26 protein-coding genes are annotated in these 23,389 nt (G+C 68.6%); 1 reads left to right on the plus strand and 25 read right to left on the minus strand.

The window, feature by feature from the left end:
- Positions 1 to 82: 82 nt before the first annotated feature.
- The 5 genes from H074_RS25140 to rpsB form a co-directional block, all read right to left on the minus strand.
- Complete coding sequence (locus H074_RS25140; protein ID WP_007032882.1) at positions 83 to 979, minus strand: phosphatidate cytidylyltransferase; 897 nt, start codon at positions 977 to 979, stop codon at positions 83 to 85.
- Positions 979 to 1,536: a ribosome recycling factor gene (frr, locus tag H074_RS25145; protein WP_007032883.1), complete on the minus strand. Its 558-nt coding sequence runs from the start codon at positions 1,534 to 1,536 to the stop codon at positions 979 to 981. The genes H074_RS25140 and frr overlap by 1 nt, the downstream gene beginning before the upstream one ends.
- A 51-nt stretch (positions 1,537 to 1,587) precedes the next feature.
- Positions 1,588 to 2,331 carry a UMP kinase gene (gene pyrH, locus H074_RS25150; protein ID WP_007032884.1) on the minus strand — a complete coding sequence of 248 codons (744 nt, stop codon included), beginning with the start codon at positions 2,329 to 2,331 and terminating at the stop codon, positions 1,588 to 1,590.
- 93 nt (positions 2,332 to 2,424) lie between these two features.
- The gene (gene tsf, locus H074_RS25155) at positions 2,425 to 3,249 is read right to left on the minus strand and encodes a translation elongation factor Ts (protein WP_007032885.1); all 825 of its coding nucleotides are present in this window, start codon (positions 3,247 to 3,249) and stop codon (positions 2,425 to 2,427) included.
- A gap of 92 nt (positions 3,250 to 3,341) precedes the next feature.
- On the minus strand, positions 3,342 to 4,214 hold the full coding sequence (gene rpsB / locus H074_RS25160; RefSeq protein WP_007032886.1) for a 30S ribosomal protein S2: 873 nt from the start codon (positions 4,212 to 4,214) through the stop codon (positions 3,342 to 3,344).
- Between the two features lie 382 nt (positions 4,215 to 4,596).
- Here rpsB and H074_RS25165 point away from each other — a divergent pair, with 382 nt between their 5' ends.
- Positions 4,597 to 5,202, plus strand: a complete 606-nt coding sequence (locus H074_RS25165) for a M23 family metallopeptidase (protein ID WP_007032887.1) — start codon at positions 4,597 to 4,599, stop codon at positions 5,200 to 5,202.
- 345 nt (positions 5,203 to 5,547) lie between these two features.
- Here H074_RS25165 and H074_RS25170 read toward each other — a convergent pair whose 3' ends face one another.
- The 20 genes from H074_RS25170 to H074_RS25265 all read right to left on the minus strand — a co-directional run bounded on the left by H074_RS25170 (position 5,548) and on the right by H074_RS25265 (position 23,359).
- Entirely contained in the window at positions 5,548 to 6,396 is an 849-nt protein-coding gene (locus tag H074_RS25170) for a FliA/WhiG family RNA polymerase sigma factor (RefSeq protein ID WP_085941013.1), read from the minus strand.
- 107 nt (positions 6,397 to 6,503) lie between these two features.
- Positions 6,504 to 7,499 (minus strand): tyrosine recombinase XerC, encoded by a 996-nt coding sequence (locus H074_RS25175; protein ID WP_051072004.1) that lies wholly within the window; start codon positions 7,497 to 7,499, stop codon positions 6,504 to 6,506.
- A 105-nt stretch (positions 7,500 to 7,604) separates the two neighbouring features.
- Positions 7,605 to 8,744, minus strand: a complete 1,140-nt coding sequence (dprA, locus tag H074_RS25180) for a DNA-processing protein DprA (protein WP_007032890.1) — start codon at positions 8,742 to 8,744, stop codon at positions 7,605 to 7,607.
- On the minus strand, positions 8,741 to 10,252 hold the full coding sequence (locus H074_RS25185) for a YifB family Mg chelatase-like AAA ATPase (protein WP_007032891.1): 1,512 nt from the start codon (positions 10,250 to 10,252) through the stop codon (positions 8,741 to 8,743). Before H074_RS25185 ends, dprA begins: the two co-directional genes overlap by 4 nt.
- Positions 10,253 to 10,639 carry a YraN family protein gene (locus tag H074_RS25190; protein ID WP_007032892.1) on the minus strand — a complete coding sequence of 129 codons (387 nt, stop codon included), beginning with the start codon at positions 10,637 to 10,639 and terminating at the stop codon, positions 10,253 to 10,255. It lies immediately after the preceding gene.
- A 243-nt stretch (positions 10,640 to 10,882) separates the two neighbouring features.
- Positions 10,883 to 11,206 carry a DUF2469 domain-containing protein gene (locus H074_RS25195; RefSeq protein WP_003096226.1) on the minus strand — a complete coding sequence of 108 codons (324 nt, stop codon included), beginning with the start codon at positions 11,204 to 11,206 and terminating at the stop codon, positions 10,883 to 10,885.
- On the minus strand, positions 11,203 to 11,982 hold the full coding sequence (locus tag H074_RS25200) for a ribonuclease HII (RefSeq protein WP_007032893.1): 780 nt from the start codon (positions 11,980 to 11,982) through the stop codon (positions 11,203 to 11,205). The genes H074_RS25195 and H074_RS25200 overlap by 4 nt, the downstream gene beginning before the upstream one ends.
- A 58-nt stretch (positions 11,983 to 12,040) precedes the next feature.
- Positions 12,041 to 12,970, minus strand: a complete 930-nt coding sequence (gene lepB / locus H074_RS25205) for a signal peptidase I (protein ID WP_007032894.1) — start codon at positions 12,968 to 12,970, stop codon at positions 12,041 to 12,043.
- Between the two features lie 31 nt (positions 12,971 to 13,001).
- Positions 13,002 to 13,370: a 50S ribosomal protein L19 gene (gene rplS, locus H074_RS25210; RefSeq protein WP_005154717.1), complete on the minus strand. Its 369-nt coding sequence runs from the start codon at positions 13,368 to 13,370 to the stop codon at positions 13,002 to 13,004.
- Positions 13,371 to 13,552: 182 nt separating this feature from the next.
- Positions 13,553 to 14,317, minus strand: a complete 765-nt coding sequence (gene trmD, locus H074_RS25215; protein ID WP_007032895.1) for a tRNA (guanosine(37)-N1)-methyltransferase TrmD — start codon at positions 14,315 to 14,317, stop codon at positions 13,553 to 13,555.
- The gene (gene rimM / locus H074_RS25220; RefSeq protein WP_007032896.1) at positions 14,317 to 14,829 is read right to left on the minus strand and encodes a ribosome maturation factor RimM; all 513 of its coding nucleotides are present in this window, start codon (positions 14,827 to 14,829) and stop codon (positions 14,317 to 14,319) included. The genes trmD and rimM overlap by 1 nt, the downstream gene beginning before the upstream one ends.
- Before the next feature lie 24 nt (positions 14,830 to 14,853).
- Positions 14,854 to 15,093: an RNA-binding protein gene (locus H074_RS25225; protein ID WP_003103110.1), complete on the minus strand. Its 240-nt coding sequence runs from the start codon at positions 15,091 to 15,093 to the stop codon at positions 14,854 to 14,856.
- Complete coding sequence (rpsP, locus tag H074_RS25230) at positions 15,090 to 15,536, minus strand: 30S ribosomal protein S16 (RefSeq protein WP_005154724.1); 447 nt, start codon at positions 15,534 to 15,536, stop codon at positions 15,090 to 15,092. The genes H074_RS25225 and rpsP overlap by 4 nt, the downstream gene beginning before the upstream one ends.
- Before the next feature lie 157 nt (positions 15,537 to 15,693).
- Positions 15,694 to 16,500, minus strand: a complete 807-nt coding sequence (locus H074_RS25235) for a CPBP family intramembrane glutamic endopeptidase (protein WP_039923345.1) — start codon at positions 16,498 to 16,500, stop codon at positions 15,694 to 15,696.
- A 57-nt stretch (positions 16,501 to 16,557) separates the two neighbouring features.
- Positions 16,558 to 17,307: a CPBP family intramembrane glutamic endopeptidase gene (locus H074_RS25240; protein ID WP_007032898.1), complete on the minus strand. Its 750-nt coding sequence runs from the start codon at positions 17,305 to 17,307 to the stop codon at positions 16,558 to 16,560.
- Positions 17,308 to 17,357: 50 nt separating this feature from the next.
- Positions 17,358 to 18,431: an amidohydrolase family protein gene (locus tag H074_RS25245; RefSeq protein ID WP_007032899.1), complete on the minus strand. Its 1,074-nt coding sequence runs from the start codon at positions 18,429 to 18,431 to the stop codon at positions 17,358 to 17,360.
- A 3-nt stretch (positions 18,432 to 18,434) separates the two neighbouring features.
- Complete coding sequence (gene ffh, locus H074_RS25250) at positions 18,435 to 19,970, minus strand: signal recognition particle protein (RefSeq protein ID WP_007032900.1); 1,536 nt, start codon at positions 19,968 to 19,970, stop codon at positions 18,435 to 18,437.
- Positions 19,971 to 20,048: 78 nt separating this feature from the next.
- Complete coding sequence (locus H074_RS25255) at positions 20,049 to 21,794, minus strand: pentapeptide repeat-containing protein (RefSeq protein ID WP_007032901.1); 1,746 nt, start codon at positions 21,792 to 21,794, stop codon at positions 20,049 to 20,051.
- A gap of 263 nt (positions 21,795 to 22,057) precedes the next feature.
- Positions 22,058 to 22,918, minus strand: coding sequence for a non-homologous end joining protein Ku (gene ku / locus H074_RS25260; protein WP_007032902.1), 861 nt, complete (start codon positions 22,916 to 22,918; stop codon positions 22,058 to 22,060).
- A 48-nt stretch (positions 22,919 to 22,966) separates the two neighbouring features.
- The gene (locus tag H074_RS25265; protein ID WP_007032903.1) at positions 22,967 to 23,359 is read right to left on the minus strand and encodes a hypothetical protein; all 393 of its coding nucleotides are present in this window, start codon (positions 23,357 to 23,359) and stop codon (positions 22,967 to 22,969) included.
- Positions 23,360 to 23,389: the final 30 nt, after the last annotated feature.

The raw sequence follows: 23,389 nt of genomic DNA on the forward strand, positions 1-23,389 counted from the left end.
GGCCAGAAGTCGCTTACTCATCCGTTGAGTTCGCATACCCCGACCTTGGCCCAGCGCCCCGGGCTTGTCACATGGGTTTCGCTTAAACGGGGACGAACGCCGAGAGCAGCAACCAGGAGACGACGGCCGAAGGGAGCAACGAGTCGAGCCGGTCCATCAGCCCGCCGTGCCCCGGCAGCATGTTCCCCATGTCCTTGACCCCGAGGTCGCGCTTGATCAGCGACTCGACGAGATCGCCCAGCGTCGCCGTGCAGACGATCGCCGCGCCGAACAGCACACCCTGCCAGGCGTGGCCGTCGAGCAGGAGGCTCAGGGTCAGCGCGCCGGCGACCACACCCGCCACGACCGAACCGGCGAAACCTTCCCAAGTCTTTTTCGGGCTGATGCTGGGCGCCATCGGATGCTTGCCGCCCAGTACACCGGCGATGTAACCACCGGTGTCCGAGGCGACGACCCCGATCATGAACGCCAGCACCCGGCCGACGCCGTCCTCCGGCGGGACGAGCATGGCGGCGAAAGCACCGAAAAGCGGAATGTACGCGGCGGCGAAGACCGACGCGCTGATGTCACGCAGGTAGCCGTCCGCGCCGCCCGGCAACCGCCACAGCAGGCAGACGAGCACTGTCAGCACGAACGCCGTCAGCGCGCCTTCGCGGCCGTACGGCCACGCCAGCCAGATCATCGCCTGACCGCCGACGAGCACCGGGACCAGCGCGATCCGGATGCCCGCCGCGCGCTTCAATGCCCCGGCCAGCTCGATCGTGCCGACCGCGATCGCGATCGCGATGATGCCGATGAACAGAAAGCGCACGGTGAGCAGGGACGTGATGATCGCCGCCCCCAGCAGCAGCCCGACCCCGATCGCGGCGGGCAGGTTGCGGCCGGCGCGGGAAACCTTCTTCGCCGGTTCCGGCTTCTCGGCCGGAACCGGTTCCGGGGCGTCCACCCGGTCCTCGCGTTCCTCGCTCACCTGGCTCATCAGACCTCGAGTAGCTCGGCTTCCTTGTGTTTCACCAGCTCGTCGACTTTGTGGGTGTAGGTGTCGGTGAGGTTCTGGAGTTCCTTCTCGGCGTGGACGACCTCGTCCTCGCCCGCCTCGCCGTCCTTCTTGATCCGGTCGAGTTCTTCCTTGGCCTTGCGGCGGACGCTGCGGATCGAGACGCGGGCGTCCTCACCCTTGGCCTTGGCGACCTTCACCATCTCCTTGCGGCGCTCTTCGGTGAGCTGCGGGATGACGATGCGGATCACGTTGCCGTCGTTGCTCGGGTTGACGCCGAGGTCCGACTCGCGGATCGCCTTCTCGATGGCGTTCAGCTGGGTCTGGTCGTAGGGCTTGATCAACGCCATGCGGGCTTCCGGCACGTTGACACTCGCCATCTGGTTCAGCGGGGTCGGCGCGCCGTAGTACTCGACGACAATGCGCGAGAACATCCCAGGGTGGGCCCGGCCGGTGCGTACCGACGACAGGTCCTCCTTGGCGACGGACACCGCTTTTTCCATCTTCTCCTCGGCGTCGAGGAGGGTCTCGTCGATCACGGCAACTCCCGTAGTTGTGTATTCGTACCGATTGCGAAGATCAGAGCAGGCCTACGCGGGCACCCCGTCGGCGGGGGTGTCGACCAGGGTGCCGATCCTCTCACCGCTGACCGCGCGGGCGATGTTCCCCTCGGTGAGCAGATTGAACACGATGATCGGCATGTTGTTGTCCATGCACAGGCTGAACGCGGTGGCGTCGGCGACCTTGAGATCCCGTTCCAGCACCTCGCGGTGGCTGATCTCGTGGAACATCTCGGCGGCCGGGTCGCTCTTCGGGTCCGCGGTGTAGACGCCGTCGACGGCCTTCGCCATCAAGACGGCTTCGCAGCCGAGTTCGAGCGCGCGCTGCGCGGCGGCGGTGTCCGTGGAGAAGTACGGCATGCCGACCCCGGCGCCGAAGATGACGACGCGGCCCTTCTCCAGATGACGCTCGGCACGGCGCGGGATGTACGGCTCGGCGACCTGTCCCATGGTGATGGCGGTCTGCACGCGGGTGGGCAGGCCCTCCTTCTCCAGGAAGTCCTGCAGCGCCAGGCAGTTCATGACGGTGCCGAGCATCGCCATGTAGTCCGCGCGGTCACGGTCCATGCCGCGCTGCGACAGTTCCGCGCCGCGGAAGTAGTTGCCACCGCCGATCACTACGGCGATCTGCACGCCCGTCCGCGCGACGTCGGCGATCTGCTGAGCGACCGAGTGCACCACATCCGGATCAACCCCGATGGAACCGCCGCCGAACATCTCGCCGCCCAGCTTCAGCAGCACTCGCCGGTATCCGCCTTCGACCCGGACACCCATGTCGCCCTCCCTAATGCTCTGAACCCGACTGTGCCCCGTCCCCGATGGACGGAGACGGGGCACAGTGGTGATTCTTTGTGTTCCGCGCCTGGATCAGGCCTGGCCGACCTCGAACCGGGCGAACCGGCTCACGGACACGCCGGCCTCGTCGAGCAGGGCCTTGACGGTCTTCTTGTTGTCCTTGACCGACGGCTGCTCGAGCAGGACGTTGTCCTTGTAGTACGCGTTGACCTTGCCCTCGATGATCTTGGGCATGGCCTGCTCCGGCTTGCCCTCTTCGCGGGCGGTCGCCTCGGCGACGCGGCGCTCGTTCTCGACGACCTCGGCCGGGACCTCTTCACGGGTGAGGTACTTCGCCTTGAGCGCGGCGACCTGCATGGCGGCGCCACGAGCGGCCTCGGCGGCGGCCTCGCCCTCACCGGTGTACTCGATGAGCACGCCGACGGCGGGCGGGAGGTCCGCACCGCGACGGTGCAGGTACGTGGTGGTCGTGCCCTCGTAAGCGGCGACACGGCGCAGCTCGAGCTTCTCACCGATACGGGCGGCCAGCTCCTGGACCTGCTCGTCGACGGTCTTGCCGTCGAGCGAGGCGGCCTTCAGCTTCTCGACGTCGCTGGTCTTCTCGGCCTTCGCGACCTCGACGATCTTCGCGGCGAGGGCCTGGAAGTCCTCGTTCTTCGCGACGAAGTCGGTCTCGGAGTCGAGCTCGATCAGCACGCCGCCGTCACCGGCGACGAGGCCCTCGGCGGTGGCACGCTCGGCGCGCTTGCCGACGTCCTTGGCGCCCTTGATGCGCAGGAACTCGACGGCCTTGTCGAAGTCGCCGTCGTTCTCCTCCAGCGCCTTCTTGCAGTTCATCATGCCGGAGCCGGTCAGCTCCCGGAGACGCTTCACGTCTGCGGCGGTGTAGTTCGCCATCGTGGGTGTGTCCGTCCTTTTTCAGGTACGAGAAAGTCTTTTGGGGAAGTCACCCGTAGGGCCGCCCGGAGGCGGCCCTACGAGCGGGTGGATCAGGAGGAGGCGGTGGCCTGCTCGGCCGGGGCCTCGGTGGGCGCGTCGGTCGCGGCGGCGGCTTCCTTGGCGTCCGCGGCGGCGGTCTCGGAGCCGGCGAGCAGCTCCTTCTCCCACTCGGCCAGCGGCTCGTCCGTGGCGACGCCGGCCTCGGGCTTGGCGTCGGCGGAGGAACCGTTGCGGCTGGAGCGGGCCATCAGACCGGCGGCGGCGGCCTCGGCCACGACCTTGGTCAGCAGCGCGGCCGAACGGATCGCGTCGTCGTTACCCGGGATCGGGTAGTCGACCTCGTCCGGGTCGCAGTTGGTGTCCAGGATCGCGACGACCGGGATGTTCAGCTTGCGAGCCTCGCCGACGGCGATGTGCTCCTTCTTCGTGTCGACGATCCACACGATGCTCGGCACCTTGGCCATGTCGCGGATACCGCCGAGGGTCTTCTCGAGCTTGTCCTTCTCACGGGTGAGCGTGAGGATCTCGCGCTTGGTCAGGCCGGCGAAGCCGCCGGTCTGCTCCTGCGACTCGAGCTCCTTCAGGCGGAGAAGACGCTTGTGCACCGTCTGGAAGTTGGTCAGCATGCCGCCCAGCCAGCGCTGGTTCACGTAGGGCATGCCCACGCGCGAGGCCTCGGAGGCGATGGCTTCCTGAGCCTGCTTCTTCGTGCCGACGAACATGATGGTGCCGCCGTGCGCGACGGTTTCCTTGATGAACTCGTACGCACGGTCGATGTACGTCAGCGTCTGCTGCAGGTCGATGATGTAGATGCCGTTGCGCTCGGTGAAGATGTAGCGCTTCATCTTCGGGTTCCACCGACGGGTCTGGTGCCCGAAGTGCACGCCGCTGTCGAGCAGCTGCTTCATGGTGACGACGGCCATTGCCGGAATCAACCTCTTCTGTGTCGTGCGCGCCCGGCTCCGCCGGAACGCGCTTGCTCGGTTCGTCGCTCTCGGCCGGGTGGCCGATCGCCCTGGTGCAGATGCTCGGGCCCGGACCCGGGAGTGAAGTGACCCCAGGGACCGCCGGGCCGTGTGCCCCCGTCTGTCCTGACCCTCCGTGAGGAGATCGGCCATCGGGAGCGCGCACGTGCACGCGAAGTCAGTCCGCTGCCGCGGACCGCGCAAAAGAGTCTACTCCCTGTCGTCACCGGGTACCGCACCGGCAGCCCCTGATGAGAGGGGTTGTCCACAATCGCCTCGGTTATCCACAGATTCCACCGGCGCGCCCCGCACGCCACGCCGGTCCCCCAACCTGGAACACATGACGATGACGACCTGTTCCCGCCCTGTCACCAGGCATTCCTTCGCGATCGACCGCACCGGCGGCCGGCACCGCCGCCCGGAGCGCTCTCGACTCCTTCCCCGCCTCGCGATCTTCGCGACCGTGCTCGCGATCCTCACCTCGGCGGCGATGCCGGGGACGGCCAGAGGCGCGCCCTCCCCGCAAGGGCGCCTCTCTTGGCCGCTTTCACCGGCACCGAGCGTCACCAGGTACTTCGAGCCGCCGTCGACGCCGTACGGCCCCGGTCATCGTGGCGTCGACCTCGCCGCGGCGCCGGGCACGAACGTGCTCGCGGCGGCCGAAGGAGTGGTGATGTTCGCCGGGCAGGTGGTCGGCCGCGGAGTGGTGTCGATAGACCACGAAGGAGGACTGCGCACCACCTACCAACCGCTCGCCCCGATGGTCACCGCGGGTGATCAGGTCTACCGGGGTCAGGTGCTCGGAACGCTCGCGGCGGGCCATCCGGGTTGCCCTGAGCCGGCGTGCCTGCATTTCGGCGTCCGGCGGGGCGAGGAGTACGTCGATCCGCTCGCGTTGATCGGCGAACCGTCGGAGATCCGCCTCAAACCGTGGGAAGGAGACTGAGTGACTGCTCGGGCGTTCATGGGCGTCAGGGCGTGCCCTGACCGCACACGCGGACACGCCGAGTCCGCGACACCATCCGCCCATCGCCAGGACGTCCGTGAAGTTCATCGGACCGGATTGCCGATGACCGGGAGCGGACGAGCGCTTCGGCAAGGCCTCGCGGATGTCGGATGCGCCTCCAGTGCGTGGATTTGGATGCGTTGAATGATCCGCAAGCCACATAGGCGGGTTCGCCGGCTCGTCCAGGCCGCCTGGATGCGAAAGAGGTGTGGAGATCGGATGCTGAGCGCCCCCGGTCCACCGTGGACCGGGCGGAGACTCGGCTGGCAGTCGCGAACCGACCGGCTAGGCCTGCTCGACCAGCTTGGCGCGCAGCCGCATGACGGCGCGGGTGTGCAGCTGGCTGACCCGCGACTCGGTGACGCCGAGGACCTTGCCGATCTCGGCGAGCGTCAGGCTCTCGAAGTAGTAGAGACCGACCACGATCCGGTCGCGTTCGGTCAGCTGGGCGATCGCCTGCGCCAGCTGGCGGCGGTTGTCCTGGTCGACCAGGACGGCCACCGGGTCGACGGCCCCGTCGTCGGGCAGGGTGTCGACCAGCGAGCCGCTGTCCTTGCCCGCGGCGACCAGGTCTTCCAGCGCGATGACGCTGGTCAGCTGCAGCTGGCCGTAGAACTCACGCAGGTCGTCGACACTGATTTCGAGCTCGGCCGCCAGTTCGGCGTCGGTCGGTGTGCGGTTCAAGCGGGCACCGAGGCGCTCCAGGGCGCGCTCGGCCTCGCGGGCCTTGCTGCGCACCGCCCTGGGAACCCAGTCCTGGGAGCGGAGGTCGTCGAGGATCGCGCCCCGGATGCGCTGCATGGCGTAGGTCTCGAATCGCAGGCCCCTGGCTGGTTCGAACTTCTCGATCGCGTCGACCAGGCCGAAGATCCCGGACTGGATCAGGTCGCCGACGTCGACATGGGTCGGCAGCCCGGTGCCGACCCGGCCCGCGACGTACTTGACGAGCGGGGCGTAGTGCAGCACGAGCCTGTCGCGCACGACCTGGTCCGGCGACTCCGTGAACTCCTGCCACAGCGCCTGGATCCCGGCGTCCACTTCGTAGCTGGTCCGCGCTTCGGGCGCGACGGCAGGACCGTCCCCGCCGGGGCGGTGTTTCCCGGCGGCTTCGGTGACATGTGGGTCGGCGGTCATCGAGCCACCGTTCTCAGCATGCGACTCAGCGTGGTCTCCGTGCTCGTGCGGATGCGCGTGCGCCGCCGGTTCGGGCCGCCGGGTCACCTGCCGAGTCCTCCCCGGCATCATCGGGCCCGGGGGTGCGCGCGGTCGTGGATCGCCTTCAGCCGATCGACGGTCACATGAGTGTAGAGCTGCGTTGTGGCCAGCGTAGCGTGACCAAGCAGTTCCTGAACGCTCCGAAGATCAGCACCGCCTTCGAGGAGATGGGTGGCCGCTGAATGCCTCAGGCCGTGCGGCCCCATGTCGTTCGCCCCCGGCACCGAGCCGACGGCGTCATGGACGACCCGCCGCGCCGCCCGCGGATCGAGCCTGCCTCCCCGCGCCCCCAGGAAGAGCGCCGCTTTCCCCGGCCCCTCCGATTCGACGGCGAGCTTTCCCCTGCCCTCGTCCAGCCACACACGCAAAGCCGCTTCGGCGGGGACACCGAACGGCACGACACGTTCCTTGCCGCCTTTGCCCAGCACGAGCACGACCCGGCGGGAGAAGTCGACGTCGCCCACATCCAGCCCGCACAGTTCCGAGACCCGCACACCGGTCGCGTAGAGCAGTTCCACGATGGCACTGTCCCTCAAGGCCACCGGGTCGCGCTGTTCGGCACCGGCGGCTGAGAATCGCATGACGTCACTCGCCTGCTCCGCGCGGAGGACCCCGGGGAGTTTGCGATGCGCGCGTGGCGCCACCAGTCGTCCGCCCGGATCCGACGCGAGCGCCCCGCCGCGGTGAGCCCACGCGGTGAAGGTGCGGGCCCCCGCCGCTCGCCTCGCCAATGTCGTCCGGCTGGCCCCTTCCTCGCGTTGCCGGGCGAGCCAACCGCGCAGCGTCCCGATGTCGAGATCCTCGAACCGGCCGCCGTTCCCGTCCACGAAACCCATCAGCGACACCACGTCGCCGAGGTAGGCACGCACCGTATGCGCGGACAGCCCGCGTTCCAGGGAAAGGTGCCGCTCGTAGTCGTCGATCAGCTTCCGGACGGACTCCGGCAGCGCCGCACGGGCGGCGCGCAGATCGGGTCTGCGGGCGCGTTTCCCCGTGCCGTGGGGACCTTCGGTCGACGGCATGCCGATCACGCTGCGCGATGTGCGGCGGATGGTCAAGTATCGCCGCACCCTGTTGTGGTGTCCGTGGTCGGATCGTGCCGGGATGGCGTCTCACTGGTAGGCCAGTCAGGTCTTGGTGGCCCGTCTTCGCCACCCTGTGTCACTCCTTTCCGCGAAGCCGTCGAGTTCCAGTTCGGGGAGCAGCGAGCGGACACGCTCGACCGGGATGCCGGACTCGGCCGCGATCCGTTCCTCGGGTCTCGCCGACCGTTCGGACAGCGCGTCGTGCACTCTCAGCGCCTCCGGGCCGAGCCGATCGGTGCGGCGGCGCGGTTTCGACGGATCCGCGCCCGGCGCCCCCAGCCGTCCGGCTGTCGCGAGGATCTCGTCGACCGAGGACACCAGCGTGGCCTCGCCTTCGCGGATCAGCGCGTGGCAGCCGGCGGACATCCCCGACGACACCGGTCCCGGCATGGCCATCACGACCTTGCCGAGGACCCCGGCCGTACCCGCGGTGTTCCGCGCGCCGCTGCGCCTGCCCGCCTCGACCACGACGGTGCCTTCCGTGAGCGCCGCGATGAGCCTGTTCCGGACGAGGAAGCGATGCCTCGCGGGCGATGTGCCCGGCGGGTACTCGCTGACCACCGCGCCGGTCTTCCCGATAGTGCGCAGCAACGTCGCGTGCTGGGCCGGGTAGCCGGCGTCGATCCCGCAGCCGAGCAGGGCGACCGTCGTACCGTCCGCGCTCAACGCGCCCCGATGGGCCGCTCCGTCGATGCCGTACGCCGCCCCCGAGAACACCGGGATCCCCCGGCTCGCGAGGTGATAGCCCACCTCGGCCGCGTTGTGCTCGCCGTACTCGGTCGCCGCGCGGGCGCCGACGATCGCGATTGCCTGGTCCACGGCCTCGTCGAGTCTGGCCGGACCGCGAACCCACAACGCCAGCGGAGGTGCCACACCGGAAACGCCCCTGCTCTGGGCCACGGCCAGTGAAAGCAGCGGCCAGGCCGGCCATTCGTCGTCTTCCGGGATGACGAGCCGGGTCTCGCCCGCGGCGGCCCGCTCCAGATCCCGCTCGGCGTAGTCGTGTGCTCGCCGCGCGGCGGTCTCGTCGCGCACCTTCGGCGGACACTCGGCGCACCGCACTCGTTCCGCGGCGATGACAGGACCGAATTCGCCGACGAAGTCAGCCAGGGCGGGCGCCGGGGGCTCGGCCACGCGCAGAAGGTACGACCGCGCGATGCGTTCGGCTTCGAGTTCACTCATCCGGATGACCTCTCCCGGAAATTCAGGGCCGCCGCGACCTCGTCCGCCTCCGGCTTGTCGGCGCCCTTCAAATCGGCGAGCGTCCAAGCGATGCGAAGGCACCGGTCGGCGCCGCGCGCGGTGATCGCGCCCCGCTCCAACGCGCGGTCCAGCAACGCCGTGACCTGCGGCGGCAGGGCGAACTCGCGGCGCAGTGCCGGGCCGGGCACCTCCGCGTTCGTGAGCCAGCCTTGCTCCGCCCAGCGTTTTCCGGCCCGCTCGCGTGCCTCCAGCACCCGTTCCCGGACGGCCGCCGACGATTCGGGCGGCTCGCTCAGGTGCGCGCTGAGCGCGGAAAGCGGGCGCAGCCGAACCCGCAAATCCACCCGATCGAGTAACGGCCCGGACAGGCGGCCCAAGTAGCGCCTTCGGACGGTCGCCGAGCATGTGCAGTCTGCGTCCTTCGTCGGGGCACAAGGACAGGGATTGGTCGCCAACACCAGTTGGAAGCGTGCCGGGTACCGCACGGCGCCCTTGACCCTCGCTATCCGCACTTCGCCCTCTTCGAGCACCGTGCGCAGCGATTCCAGCCGTTCCGGACCGAATTCGCACACCTCGTCGAGGAACAGGATTCCCCGGTGCGCACGGCTGATCGCGCCGGGCACGGCCAAGCCGCTTCCACCGCCGATCAGGGCGGGCACGCTGATCGAATGATGCGGCGCGACGAACGGCGGCACGGTGACCAGCGGCTCGGACCGTGAAAGCGAACCGTCGATCGAATGAACCGCTGTCACCTGCAACGACTCTTCGGCGGTCAGTCGCGGGAGCAGGCCGGGAAGGCGTTTCGCGAGCATCGTCTTGCCCACCCCGGGAGGGCCGGTCATGAGCAGGTGATGCCCGCCGGCCGCGGACACCTCCAGTGCCCACCGCGCTTCCGGCTGTCCCACTACGTCGGCGAGGTCGGGTACCCGCGGCGGCTCCTGGACGACGGACGGCTCGGGCCGGGTGAGTTCCCCTTCGTCCTTGAGCCAGTCCACGAATTCGCTCAGCCGCGCGACCCCGCCGACCTCCAGACCGTCCACGAGAGCGGCTTCGAACAGCGACTCGGCGGGGACGACCGCCCGCCGGTACCCGGCATTGCGCGCCGCCAGCAGCCCCGGCAGGACACCGCGGACCGCCCGCACCCGGCCGTCCAGGGCGAGTTCGCCGAGCAGCACGGTGTTCAGCAGCTTCGTGGCGGGAACCGACCCGGTGGCGGCCAGGACCGCCGCCGCGATTCCCAGGTCGTAGCCGGATCCCACCTTCGGCAGGTTCGCCGGTGACAGGCCGAGGATCACCCTTTCGTCCGGCCACGTCCGCCCCGAGTTGCGGACGGCGGAGCGGACCCTGTCCTTGGCCTCTTTCAGTCCGGTGTCGGGCAGTCCGACCATCGTGACCTTCGGCGATCCACCACCGATGTCGGCCTCGATCTCGATCATCCTGCCGTCGACGCCGAGCAGCGCGACGGACCAGGCCTTCGCCAGCGCCATTCAGAACGCCGCCTTGATGTGCCGCACCCGGGGCCGGGCATCGGGCCGGGCGACGATCGCGATGATGTCGTAGCGGACCGGGCACCAGCGGAGCATGAACTGGTGCTGCCACTGGTACGCGAGACGGCGGATGCGGTCCGCCTTGTCCGGGGTCACCGCCTCGGCGGGAGTACCGAAGCCCAGCCCCGTCCTCGTCTTCACCTCGCAGAAGACGAGGCGCTTCGTGTCGGTCGCTATGAGATCCAGTTCGCCGTCACGGCAACGCCAGTTGCGGCTCAGGACGACGTAGCCCGCCTTCTCCAGATGGCGGACCGCGAGGTCCTCTCCCCATCGGCCCAGTTCGATACGTCGTGTCGCGGCAGACGGCTGTTCGGCCGTGCTCGTCATCTCGATCCCCCTCAGCGATCGTCACGGTGTGTGTGCGATCAACGCTGCCAGGGTGATCGGGCGTCGGACAGACCCGATTCCGCCGCCTGTGGACAACCGGGGTGTTGTGGATGGTTCGGCCGTCGCGGAAGCTCACCGGCCGGAATCGTCGGTGGGCTGTGCTATACGCCCTTAGGTACGTGAAGGCCCCCTTCACTCACGTACCTGGACGCGATGAAGGGGGCCTTCACGTACCTACGGAGATCAGCCGGAGAACGGCCCGTCTTCCGGCAGGCGGAGATCCGGTTTGTCGAGCTCCTCGACGTTGACGTCCTTGAACGTGATGACCCGGACGTGCTTGACGAACCGCGCGGGCCGGTACATGTCCCAGACCCACGCGTCGGACATGCGGACCTCGAAGTACACCTCGCCACCGCCGTCGCGCACCTGCACGTCGACGGCGTTGGCCAGATAGAACCGCCGCTCGGTCTCCACCACGTACGAGAACTGGCCGACTATGTCGCGATACTCGCGGTAAAGCGAGAGCTCCATCTCGGTCTCGTACTTCTCGAGATCCTCTGCGCTCATGAAATCCGCGCCCCTCCTCGCGATTTTGCTGCTGTTCCAGCGGCGGAGCGTTCATTGTTACCCACGTACGGGCCGAGGGCACGTATCGGCACGCTCGGGTTTTCCAGCGCCGCGACGGTCAGCACGACCGGGTGAGGCGGCCGCACCCGGTGCGCGGCGGCCGCGGTGGCCACGTTGGCGTACGACCAGCGATGGACCGGACTCGGACCGTGAGTGTTCAGCGCCGCGCTGTGGTCGGTGGTGCTGTACCCCTTGTGCACGTCGAAACCGTAATGCGGGTGGACGTCGTGCAGGTCGCCCATGATCCGGTCCCGGGTGACCTTCGCCAGCACGGACGCCGCCGCCACGCACGCGACGGCCTTGTCCCCTTTGATCACCGGGACGCTCGGGGCGGGCAGCCCGGACACACGGAATCCGTCGGTCAGGACGTAGCCAGGCGTGTTCCGAAGCGCCGAGACAGCGCGTCGCATGCCTTCGAGGTTCATGACATGGATGCCGAACAGGTCGACCTCGGCCGCCGGGATGACGATGACCGAGTAGTCGACGGCACGCTGGACGACCCGGTCGTACACCCGGTCGCGGGCCTTGGCCGTGAGCACCTTCGAGTCGGTGAGCTCCGGCAGCCGCGCGGCGTCGCCGGGTCGCAGGACACAGGCGGCCACGACGAGAGGGCCGGCGCAAGCACCACGCCCTGCCTCGTCGACTCCGGCGACGGGCCCGAGGCCCCGCCGGTCCAGCGCACCCTGCAACCCCCAGAAGAGGTCGCCACGCACCACTGCCCGCGGCGGCCGAAGCGGCTCGGCCGGTGTGAGCGGTACAGGAACTCTCAAGGCCTTACCGCCTCCGGTCGACCACCTTGCGCACTCCGGCCGACATCCGCCTGCCGAGGAAGAGCACGGGCCACGCCGCGGCGACGCCGACACCCAGGGGAAGTCCCTGCTGCCAGGCCGGCGCACCGAGCGCCAGCGGCTGAGCGTTCGCCTGCGGGTTGTGGTCCGAAACGCCACCCCAGCGGCCGGGCGGGAGCACGATGACCCGTGCCTTGCCGATGATGTTGTCGACCGGCACGGCGCCGTTGACCCCGCCGCCACCTTGGATTCGGGAGTCGCTCGAGTTGTTGCGGTTGTCGCCCATCACCCAAACGTATCCGGCGGGCACCTTGACCGGCTCGAACGTCCTCTCGGTGGGCGGCATGCCCTCTTCCCAGTGGACGTACGGCTCGTCGAGTGCCTTGCCGTCGACCACGACGCGATTGTTGTCGCAGCACTGCACCGTCTGGCCACCGACCGCGATGATCCGCTTGACGAAGTCACGCTCGTCCGGCGGCGCGAACCCGATCAGGGAACCCAGCGTGCGGAATCCGGTGACGAAGATGTTGCTGGACTCCGGTGTGTCGATCTCGCCGACCCAGGCGGGCGGTCCCTTGAAGACCACCACGTCGCCCGGGCCGGGATCGGTGAAGTCGTACGTGATCCGGTCGACCAGGATCCGGTCGCCCGTGCACCCCGCGCAGCCGTGCAAGGTGGTCTCCATCGATCCCGAGGGGATCATGTAGACCTTGGCGAGGAACTGCTGGATCAAGATCGTCAGCACGAGTGCGACGACGATCAGGATCGGCAGTTCCTTCCAGAACGACCGCTTCTTGTTGACCTTGCCGAATTTCTTGGCTCCGGACCGGCCCCGTCGGGAGGCCCTAGTGGGGCGCTCCTCTTCGGGGCGATCGGGCTCGTCTTCGGAGGTGTTCTGGGACACGGGTTCGACCACGACGCCAGGTTACCTGTAACCGAGTGGCTACCTACTTGGCGGAGGTCGTCTCGCGGTTTTCGCGGCGTTCCTTGATCTTGGCGGCCTTGCCGCGCAGCTCGCGGAGGTAGTACAGCTTCGCCCGGCGGACGTCGCCGCGCTTGAAGACCTCGACCTCGGCGATGTTCGGCGAGTGCACCGGGAAGGTGCGCTCCACGCCGATGCCGAACGACACCTTGCGGACCGTGAAGGTCTCGCGGATGCCGCCGCCCTGGCGACGCAGCACGACGCCCTGGAAGATCTGGTTGCGCTCGCGGTTGCCCTCGATGACGCGGACGTGAACCTTGAGCGTGTCGCCCGGTCGGAAGTCCGGGATGTCGGAACGCAGTGACTGCGCGTCCAGCGCGTCCAGGGTGTTCATCGGTGGTCCGTCCTCGTCTTCGTATGGCTTACGTACAGCTTGGGCGCGCAGTGTCTGCACTGCGACCTACCCGGGGGCTGATGGCGTTCCGGATGAGCTCGAATCTTTAACTTCAGCCACTGTCCGAAGTAAAAGTTCACGCGTCTATCCACGCCAACCTGTCAAGTATTGCAGACCAGGACTCAGGTGGTTGACCCGGCCTGGTCGGAGTCCTCGTTCAAGCGGTCGAGGACCTTGAGATCGTGCTTGTCGAGACTACCTTCCGGCAGGAGCCCGATCAGTTCGGGCCTGCGCCGCACGGTGCGTTCCAGCGCCTGGTCGCGGCGCCAGCGGTCGATCAGCGCGTGGTTTCCCGAGCGCAGGACGTCCGGCACGGCCAGCTCGCGCCAGACCTCCGGCCGCGTGTAGCTGGGGCCTTCGAGCAGGCCGTCGGAGAACGAGTCCTCCTCGGCGGAGCGGGCGTTGCCGAGGACCCCGGGCAGCAGCCGGACGACGGCCTCGACCATCACCAGCACCGCGGCCTCGCCGCCGACCAGCACGTAGTCGCCGATGGAGACCTCGTCGACGGGCATCCGCCGGGCGGCGTCGTCGATCACCCGCTGGTCGATGCCCTCGTAGCGGCCGCACGCGAACACCAGGTGCTCCTCCGCGGCGTACTGGTGGGCCATGGCCTGGGTGAACGGCCGTCCGGCGGGGGTCGGGACCACGAGGCGGGTGTTCTCGCCGCAGACTTCGTCCAGGGCGGGGCCCCAGATCTGCGGTTTCATCACCATGCCGGGCCCGCCGCCGTACGGCGCGTCGTCGACGGCGCGGTGGACGTCGTGCGTCCAGTTCCGCAGGTCGTGCACGCCGACCTCGATGAGGCCGCGGTCGATCGCGCGTCCGAGCAGCGCGGCGCGGAGCGGGTCGAGGTATTCGGGGAAGATCGTGACTACGTCGAGGCGCATCAGGCGTCCAGCAGGCCTTCCGGCGGGTCGAGTACCACGCGGCCGCCCGCGACGTCGACCGCCGGGACGATCGCCTTCACGAACGGCACCAGCACCTCACGTCCGTCGTGCTCGACCGACAGCAGTTCACCGGCGGGCGAATGCACGATTTCGAGCACCTTGCCGACGACCGTGCCGTCGGCGAGTTCGGCCCGCAGGCCTTCGAGTTCGTGGTCGTAGAACTCGTCCGGGTCTTCGGTCGGCGGCAGCGCCGAGGTGTCGGCGATCAGCAGCGCGCCGCGGAGGGTCTCCGCGACGTCCCTGGTCAGCACCTCTTCGAAACGCACCAGCAGCCGCCCGCTGTGTTCGCGGGCGGCTGCGATGGTGAGGTCTCTGCTGCTGCCGTCACGCAGCTTCGTCGTGACGGCCGAACCGACCGCGAACCGCTGTTCCGGCGAGTCCGTGCGCACGTCCACCGCGAGTTCCCCGCGGATTCCGTGCGCCTTGGCGATCCGGCCGACTACGACGTCCATCCCGAAATGTTCCTGTGTCCTTGGTCAGCGATCGGTGTCGACGACGTCCACGCGGACGCCGCGGCCACCGATGCCGCCCATGACGGTGCGCAGGGCTGTCGCGGTGCGACCGCCCCGGCCGATCACCTTGCCGAGATCGTCGGGGTGCACGTGCACCTCGAGCGTGCGGCCACGGCGCGTGGTCAGCAGCTCGACCCGGACCTCGTCCGGGTTGTCGACGATCCCGCGCACCAGGTGCTCGAGGGAGTCAGCGAGGAAACTCACGCCTCGGCCTTGTCACCCTCGGCGGCTTCGGCCTTGTCGGCTTCGGCCTTCTTCGGGGCGGACTTCTTCTTCGGCGTGGTGGCCTCGGCGGAGGCCGAGTCACCGGCGGCGGCGAGCGCGGCGTTGAACAGGTCCTGCTTCGACGGCTTCGGCTCGGCGACCTTCAGGGTGCCCTCGGCGCCCGGCAGGCCCTTGAACTTCTGCCAGTCACCGGTGATCTCGAGGATGCGCTGGACCGGCTCGGTCGGCTGGGCGCCGACCGACAGCCAGTGCTGGGCACGCTCGGTGTCGACCTCGATGAAGCTGGGCTCTTCCTTCGGGTGGTACTTGCCGATCGTCTCGATGGCCTTGCCATCACGGCGGGTGCGCGCGTCGGCGACGATGATGCGGTAGTACGGCGCACGGATCTTGCCGAGACGCTGCAGCTTGATCTTGACGGCCACGGGTGTGGGTACTCCTCAGTTCTCTCTGATGCATGTGGAAGGCGCACGCCTGCCGCGTGGGGACACGGCTGCGCACACCCGAAGGGTGAGCTCGGGCGCGGTGAGAGGGTCCGGCCAGAGCAGGCAAGCGAACATTCTGCCAGACGCCAACTGGCTGTCAGAACGCGGCTATCCCGAGCGAGGCGAGAAGGATCGTCACGGCCGGGAGGAAGTTGTTCACCTGATGAGCGACCACGCTGCCGAGCAGCCGCCCGGTGAACACCCTGGCCAGCCCGATCGGGATCGCGATCACCAGCAGCAACGTGGTGCGCAGCGGCTCGAGGTGGCTCGCCGCGAAAACGGCCGTGGAGACCAGGAACGCCGCGATCCTCCCCCAGCGTTCGGTGCGCCACGTCAACCGCTCCACCGCGCCCCACAGGAGGCCGCGGTAGATGATCTCCTCGCAGATCGGCCCGACCAGCCACAGGTAGATGAACATGACGACGGCCGCCGAGACCGACATCCGCCGGTCCTCCACCAGCGCGCTGATCGCCGAGGTCGCGTTCTCGTCGCCGACGGCCTGCGTCCAGACGTAGGCGGCGAGCGAGGTGAACCCGAGCCCGAGCACACCGAGTTTGAGCCCGACCTTGACGTCGGCCCAGCTCCACCCGATCCGCAGGTCGGTGAACGGGCCGTTGCCCCGCAGGCGGGTGATCAGCAGCGCGACCCCGGCGGCGATCATCGTCGGCACCATGGTGCCCAGCAGCACCATGCGCATCGGCAGGGGCTGACCGGGCTGGACATCGCCGAGCAGGACGCTGAGGAACGCCGCCGACGCCAGCAGGACGGCCTCCACCAAGAGAAAGGCCCCGAATCCCCAGCGATGCGGCGGTGGCGTGTCGGGCGCGGCCACCTCACCTCCGACAGTGAGTTCCTCTGGCGGCGCGGCCTCGGGGATCGGCTCCCTGGGCTGAGATACGGTCACGCCGATCCTCCGGTGATCGTTCGGTTACTCAAAGACTCTAACCGCCCGAACCGGCGATCACCTCGCCGCGAAGAGCAATACAGCCGGTGGGAGGTTGTTGGCCGCGTGCGCGATCACGGCCGCGCTCACCCGGCCGGACAAGTAGCGGGCGAGACCGATCGCGATGCCCTGGCCGAACAACGCGATCGTGCGCGCGGCCTCCCCGTGCAACTGGGCGAACACCAGCGCGGTGACCAGCAGGATCACCCACGAGGGCAGGCGGTGGAAGCCCATGGCGTTCCACAGCGTGCCGCGGAAGAGCAGTTCTTCGGTGACCGGGGCGGCGAGGACGACGATGACCGCGGCCAGCACCAGCCAGACCGTGTCGCCCTCGGCGGTGCCGGACAGTTCGGTGATCGGGCCGGGCGAGACGTCGGAGAAGGTCCTGTCGTCGCTGTCGGTCCCGTAGACGGCGAGCAAGAGCAGGTTGAGGAGGTAGCCGGCGGCGAGCGCGGCGGCTCCGCAGGCGAGCCCGATCCGGACGTCGCGCCAAGTGGGCTTGAGCCCGAAGTCGGCGCGAAGCCCTTGCCCCCAGACGTGAGAGCCGGCCGCGGGGCCGAGGCCGAGCACGAGGGTCGGCAGGAACGCGAGGATCAGCAGCGGGCCGACGTCACGGAGTTCGAGCGGGTCGTAGCCGCCGAAACGGCCTGACATCAGGAAGCTCATGACGAGCGTGACGAGGTGGTACCCGGCGATGCCCGCGAAGAACGCCACGAACCCCCAGTGCGCTCCAAGCACCAGACGCTCGCGAGCCTGCCCGTCGTCCACCACGCCTCCACGCTAAGCCCCGTGCCGCTCCGGTCACGGATGGAGTCGGATCAGGCGTAGATCTTGCCACGCAGGACGATGTGGCTCGGATGCCGGAGCACCGCGAGATCCTGACGCGGATCGGACGGGTAGACGAGCAGATCGGCCGAAGCGCCGTCGGCGATTCCCGGCACGCCGAGCCATTCACGGGCCGCCCATGAGGCCGAAGCCAGCGCCTGTTCCGCGGACATGCCCGCCTTGTGCAGCGCCTCGATCTCGTCGACGAGCCTGCCGTGCTCGACCATGCCGCCGGCGTCGCTTCCGGCGTACACCTGGACGCCCGCCTCGATAGCCGTCGAGACCATCTCCCCCACGCCGGCGTGCAGTGCCCGCATGTGGTCTGCGTACACCGGGTATTTGCCCGCCTTGTCCGCGATGCCAGGGAAGTTCTCGATGTTGATCAGGGTCGGCACGAGCGCTATCCCGCGTTCGGCGAGGACGCCCAGCTGGTCCGGCGAGAGTTCCGTGCCGTGTTCGAGGCAGTCGATCCCCGCGTCGATCAGGCCCGGCAACGCGGCCTGGCCGAACACGTGCGCCGTCACCTTGGCGCCCTCGGCGTGCGCGGCGGCGATGGCCTCGGCGAGGACGTCGTCGGGCCAGAGCGGCGCGAGATCTCCGGCACCGCGGTCGATCCAGTCGCCGACGAGTTTGACCCAGCCGTCGCCGTCGCGGGCTTGTTCGGCGGCCGCCTTCGGCAGTTCGGAAGGGTCTTCGAGTTCGATGCCGAGGCCGGGGATGTAGCGCTTGTGCAGGGCGAGATGCCGTCCGGCACGGATGATCCGCGGCAGGTCGGCCCGCTCCTGCAGGGGCCGGACGTCGATCGGCAACCCGCAGTCGCGGATCAGCAGCGTCCCGGCGTCGCGATCGGTGATCGCCTGCTCGGCGGCCTCTTCGAGCGTGGTCGCGCCGCCGACCCCGATACCGGGATGACAGTGCGCGTCGACCAGCCCGGGCACGAGAAAGCCTTCCCGGACAACGGTTTCCGCTCCGGCGACCGGTTCTGTCGTGATCCGGCCGCCGGAGACCCACAGCTCACGGTGCTCGCCGTCCGGCAGGACGACACCGGCCAGGTGCAGCGCCTCCACGGGCTACTTGTCCTTCGGCAGCTTGAACTTCTTCGGGTCGAACCCGGGTACGTCGTTCATGCCGCCGAGCTGGGAAAGGTCGGGCATGCCGCCGGGCATCCCGCCGCCGGGGGGCAGCATCGGCATGCCACCGGGGAAACCACCCCGGACCTTGGGCTGCGTCGGACCGCGCCCCTTGCCCTTCTTCCCCTTCTTGCCCTTGCGGTTCTTGCTGCCGCCGCCTCCGCCGCCGAAGCCGAACCGGCCCGCCATCTGCGCCATCATCTTGCGCGCCTCGAAGAACCGGTTGACCAGGTCGTTGACGTCGCGGACGGCGACACCGGAGCCCTTCGAGATCCGGACCCGGCGCGAGGCGTTGATGATCTTCGGGTCGGCCCGCTCGGCGGGGGTCATGCCGCGGATGATCGCCTGCAGCTTGTCGAGCTGCTTGTCGTCGACCTGCGCGAGCTGGTCCTTCATCTGGCCGGCGCCGGGCAGCATGCCGAGCAGGTTGCCGATCGGGCCCATCTTGCGGACCGCGAGCATCTGCTCGAGGAAGTCCTCGAGGGTGAGCTGGCCGCTGCCGAGCTTGGCCGCGGTCTGCTCCGCCTTCTCCTGGTCGAAGTGCTGCTCTGCCTGCTCGATGAGGCTGAGCACGTCGCCCATGCCGAGGATCCGGCTGGCCATCCGGTCCGGATGGAAGAGGTCGAAGTCCTCGAGCTTCTCGCCGTTGGAGGCGAACAGGATCGGCTGGCCGGTGACCTGGCGGACCGACAGCGCGGCACCACCGCGGGCGTCACCGTCGAGCTTGGTGAGCACGACACCGGTGAAGCCGACGCCGTCGCGGAACGCCTCGGCCGTGGTGACCGCGTCCTGACCGATCATCGCGTCGACGACGAACAGCGTCTCGTCCGGCGAAACGGCGTCGCGGATGTCCGCGGCCTGCTTCATCAGCTCTTCGTCGACACCGAGACGGCCGGCGGTGTCGACCAGGACGATGTCGTGCTGGGCGCGCTTGGCCTCGTCGATGGCGCGGCGGGCGACGTCGACCGGATCGCCGACGCCGTTGCCGGGCTCGGGCGCGAAGACCGCGACCCCGGCCCGCTCGCCGACGACCTGCAGCTGCGTGACCGCGTTGGGGCGCTGGAGGTCACACGCGACCAGCATCGGCGCGTGGCCCTGCTTCTTCAGCCACATCGCGAGCTTGCCCGCGAGCGTCGTCTTACCGGCACCCTGCAGACCCGCGAGCATGATGACCGTCGGCGGGTTCTTCGCGAACGTGAGCCGCCTGGTCTCGCCGCCGAGGATGGTGACGAGTTCCTCGTTGACGATCTTGATGACCTGCTGCGCCGGGTTCAGCGCGCCGTGCACCTCGGCGCCCTTGGCGCGCTCCTTGATCCGGGCGATGAAGTCCTTGACCACAGACAGCGCGACATCCGCCTCGAGCAGCGCGATACGGATCTCGCGCGCGGTGGCGTCGATGTCGGCGTCGGAGAGCCTGCCCTTGCGAGACAGGGTCTGCAGGGCGGACGTGAGCCGATCGGAGAGGGTGTCGAACACGGGTGTGCACGCTCCAGCTGGGTCGTTGTGGCTTGCCGGTACGGACCGGCGGCTTCCCAGGGTAGTCGGTGTCCGGGGTCAGCGTTTGACGCGGTTGCGGACGGCAAGCAGCGTCAGGCCGAGCAGCAGCGGCCCGAGGACGCGCATGACCAGCCGCATGACCTCGCCGAACGGCGTCAGGTCCTTCGGCAGCGACGCCAGTTTCGTTTCCAGCGAAACGGTGCTTTGGGCGACGTAGATCAAGGTGTCGCCGAAGGCGGGCGTGGTCTTGAAGCCGCCTAGCCGGAAGCCGACGGTCGCCAACGCGATGAGGACCGCCAGGGTCGCGAGGGCTCTGAGAGCACGGAGGCCGTAGCCGGAGATGAGCCAGTAGAGGTGCAGGATGGCGCGTTCGGACCACGGGGTGGCCGGGCTGTGGCGGCGCATCTCCATCTCGCCGTAGTAGAAGTCGGCGGCGCCGGGTTCGTTCTTGCTGTCTTCCTGTGCCTTGCGGAGCTGGCGGTAGAGACCGGCGACGCGGCGCGGGCGGATCGCGTCCATGCTCTTGGTCCGCCAGGCGCGTTCTTCGGCGAGGGTCTGCCGGCGCCGGGGCGAGCCGAAGGTGCAGTCGCCCTCGATGCGGAGCTTGTCGAGGTGATGCGCGCCGGCGAACAGGCATTTCGAGAGGTCCACGTCGGTGAGCACCAGATCCTCGACGTCGGTGCCTCGCAGGGAGGTCACCTCCGCGGTGGTGCCGGCGACCGTCGACGGCTTGCCGAACACAGCGCGTTCCAGATCCACCGAGGCGGACTCGATCTGAAGCGTGACGCCTTCCTCGAAGACGGCCTCCGCGCAGTCGACCCGCGCCGTCCGGGTGTCGACGACCACGCGCTTGCGGAAGTTCGCGTGCCGGAAGCTCAGCTGACTTGCCTCGACAGGGCCGAAGAGCTCCGCCGTTTCGAACTCGGCGCCGTCGAAACACGTGTCGCCGTCGAACCGCACCTCTTGGAACCTGGCCCTGCCGCCGAAACGAACCTTGTCGAAGCGTGCCACGTCGTGGAATTCGCTTCCACCGAAGATGACGTCTTCACCGAACTTCGCGTCCGCGAAGCTGGTATAGCCGCGGAATTCCAGGCCTTCGAAACCGGCGAGACCGAGGAATTCCGCGTCGTCGAACCAGACGTTGTGCGAGAACCCGCCGGCGGGCGAAAAGCGCGCGCTCTTTTCGAAGACGGCTCGGCGAAAGAAGGTCTCACCGCGGAATTGTGTTTCCTGGAAGCGGATATCGCCCCTGAACACCACATGGTCGAACCACACCGCCTTGCCGAACCGGGTGTTCCTGAAGGCGAGCCGCGCGAAGCCGTTCTCGACGAAAATCGCTTGGTCGAACTTGACGTTGCCCGAGAAAACCGCCCGTCGGCAGTCCAGCTCTTCCACCGTGGAACCCGCGAACGACACGTTCCCGCCGAACTGAGCATCGGCGAACGACGTACGGCCACGAAGGACGGCCTTTTCGAACTTCACCGGCCCTGCGAATTCCGCTCGCGTGAAGTCGGCGCTCGCGAAGCCGGCCTTCTCGAAGTTCGCGAACTCGCGAAACCGGGCTTCAGCGAAGTCGACGCGGCCGAAGACGGCATGACCGTCGTCGTTCCTCACCGCCCTCACGAGCTGTTTCACCAGGTCCGGATTCATCTCGGTGCGGCGGAGGTCGACGTCCGCGCCAGGACGGAGCCCGGCGAAGTACTCGCGCCGCTGCTCCTGCTCCAGGTGCGCCAGGCAACGATCGTCGCTGACGTGAGCCCCCTGGCACTGTCCGACACCACAGGTCCGCCAGGGCATGTCCATGCCGACATTCATAGCGCACGAACGCAAAACAGGGCTCCGGGACCGGTCGCCCCTCGCAGACCGGTACCGGAGCCCCTACGGAAGGCTCGCCTCCCCGCGAGCCGACCGTAAGCACACTTGGCGAGTTTCGCGGGACTCGGTATCGCCGGACCCCCAGTACCAGGCGATTCGCTGCCCGCGCTCTCTCCGCGCGATGGCATGACAATGCCCGTTCACCGCGGGGTCACGACAGCGTGAAGACCCCCAACTCCCCCTGAGTAGAACTACTCAACTGTCTTGGCCGACGAAGCCCGCTTCGCCCGCGTCCGCGCCTGTCGTGCCTTGTCCGCCGCTTCCTTGGCCTTCTCGACAGGCGCACGATCGGTTTCGACCTCGCTCTGCCGCAATGCCGCCAGCAGCCGGGTGACGCCTTCCGCCTGTTCGGCGGCGGTCGGCTGCAGGACGTCGTCGCCGTCCAGTTTGGCCTGGATGAGCGCTTCGAGCGACTCACGGTAGCGATCGGTGTACCGGCCGGGTTCGAAATCCTGCGTGAGGTCCTCGATCAGCGAAATCGCGTTCCGCAGTTCCCCGCGCCGCAGGTCGACGTCCTCGTGCAGGAACGGGAAGTCGGGCCGCCGGATCTCGTCCGGCCACAGCATCGTCTCGAGCAGGATCACCTGGTCCCGCACGCGCAGCGCGCCCAGCGTTTCGCGCTGTCGCAGCGTCACCTTCACGATCGCGATCCGCCGGGACTGCTGCAGCGCCTCGCTCAACAGCACATAAGGCTTGGTGCCCGCCGGCTCCGGTTCGAGGTGGTAACTGCGCACGAAGTACATCGGGTCGACCTGTTCGGCCGGGGTGAAGCCGACGACGTCCATCGAGTGGATGGTCGGCGCGAGCAGCGACGCGAAATCCCGTGCGGTCAGCAGGACGACGTCGCCGTTGGGGACGGGATGCCCCTTGACGATCTCGGCCGCGGGCACCTCGGCGCCGTCGACCTCGCAGACCCACTTCACCCGCACCCTGCCGCCGTCCGGCTCGTGCACCTGGTGGAGGGGGATGGTGCGCTCTTCGGTCGCGCTGTACGCCTTCACCGGAATGGCGTAGGTCCCGAATCCGATCGTGCCTTTCCACACCGCTCGCATGGCCGCCTCCCCCTGACCAGCGTATCCACGCGCCAAAGCGGCGGGAAGCTACAAACGGGTGTCAGGGGCGACTGATTCGCTCACACATTCGAATGACGGACGCGATTCGGCGAGCGCCTCGGCCGAACAGTCGACAGCGGTGGCCGCCGCACGGAGCACTTCGGCGACGACCTCGACGTCGACCATCGGGGCGGTGGCCAGCGCGCCTTCGCCTCCCACTTCGACCCGGCCCGCCATGCCTTCGAGCGCGATGGCGAGGGCCTGCTGGCCCGCGACGAGGTGCCGGACCACTTTGAGCAGTTCGGGCACGGTCGCGGCGGTACCGGACGCGGTGAGGGAGACGGCGAGGTCGTCCGCGCACGCACGGAGGTGGGAGGCGACGACGGTCGGCGGCAGCGTGATCCGCTGTGGTCCGGGCGAGTTGTGCTCGTGCCCCAGCACGCGCTCACCACCCTCCGGCTCCTTCGGGTC

Origin of the sequence: Amycolatopsis decaplanina DSM 44594 (genome assembly GCF_000342005.1) — a bacterium.
Taxonomy (GTDB): Bacteria; Actinomycetota; Actinomycetes; order Mycobacteriales; family Pseudonocardiaceae; genus Amycolatopsis; species Amycolatopsis decaplanina.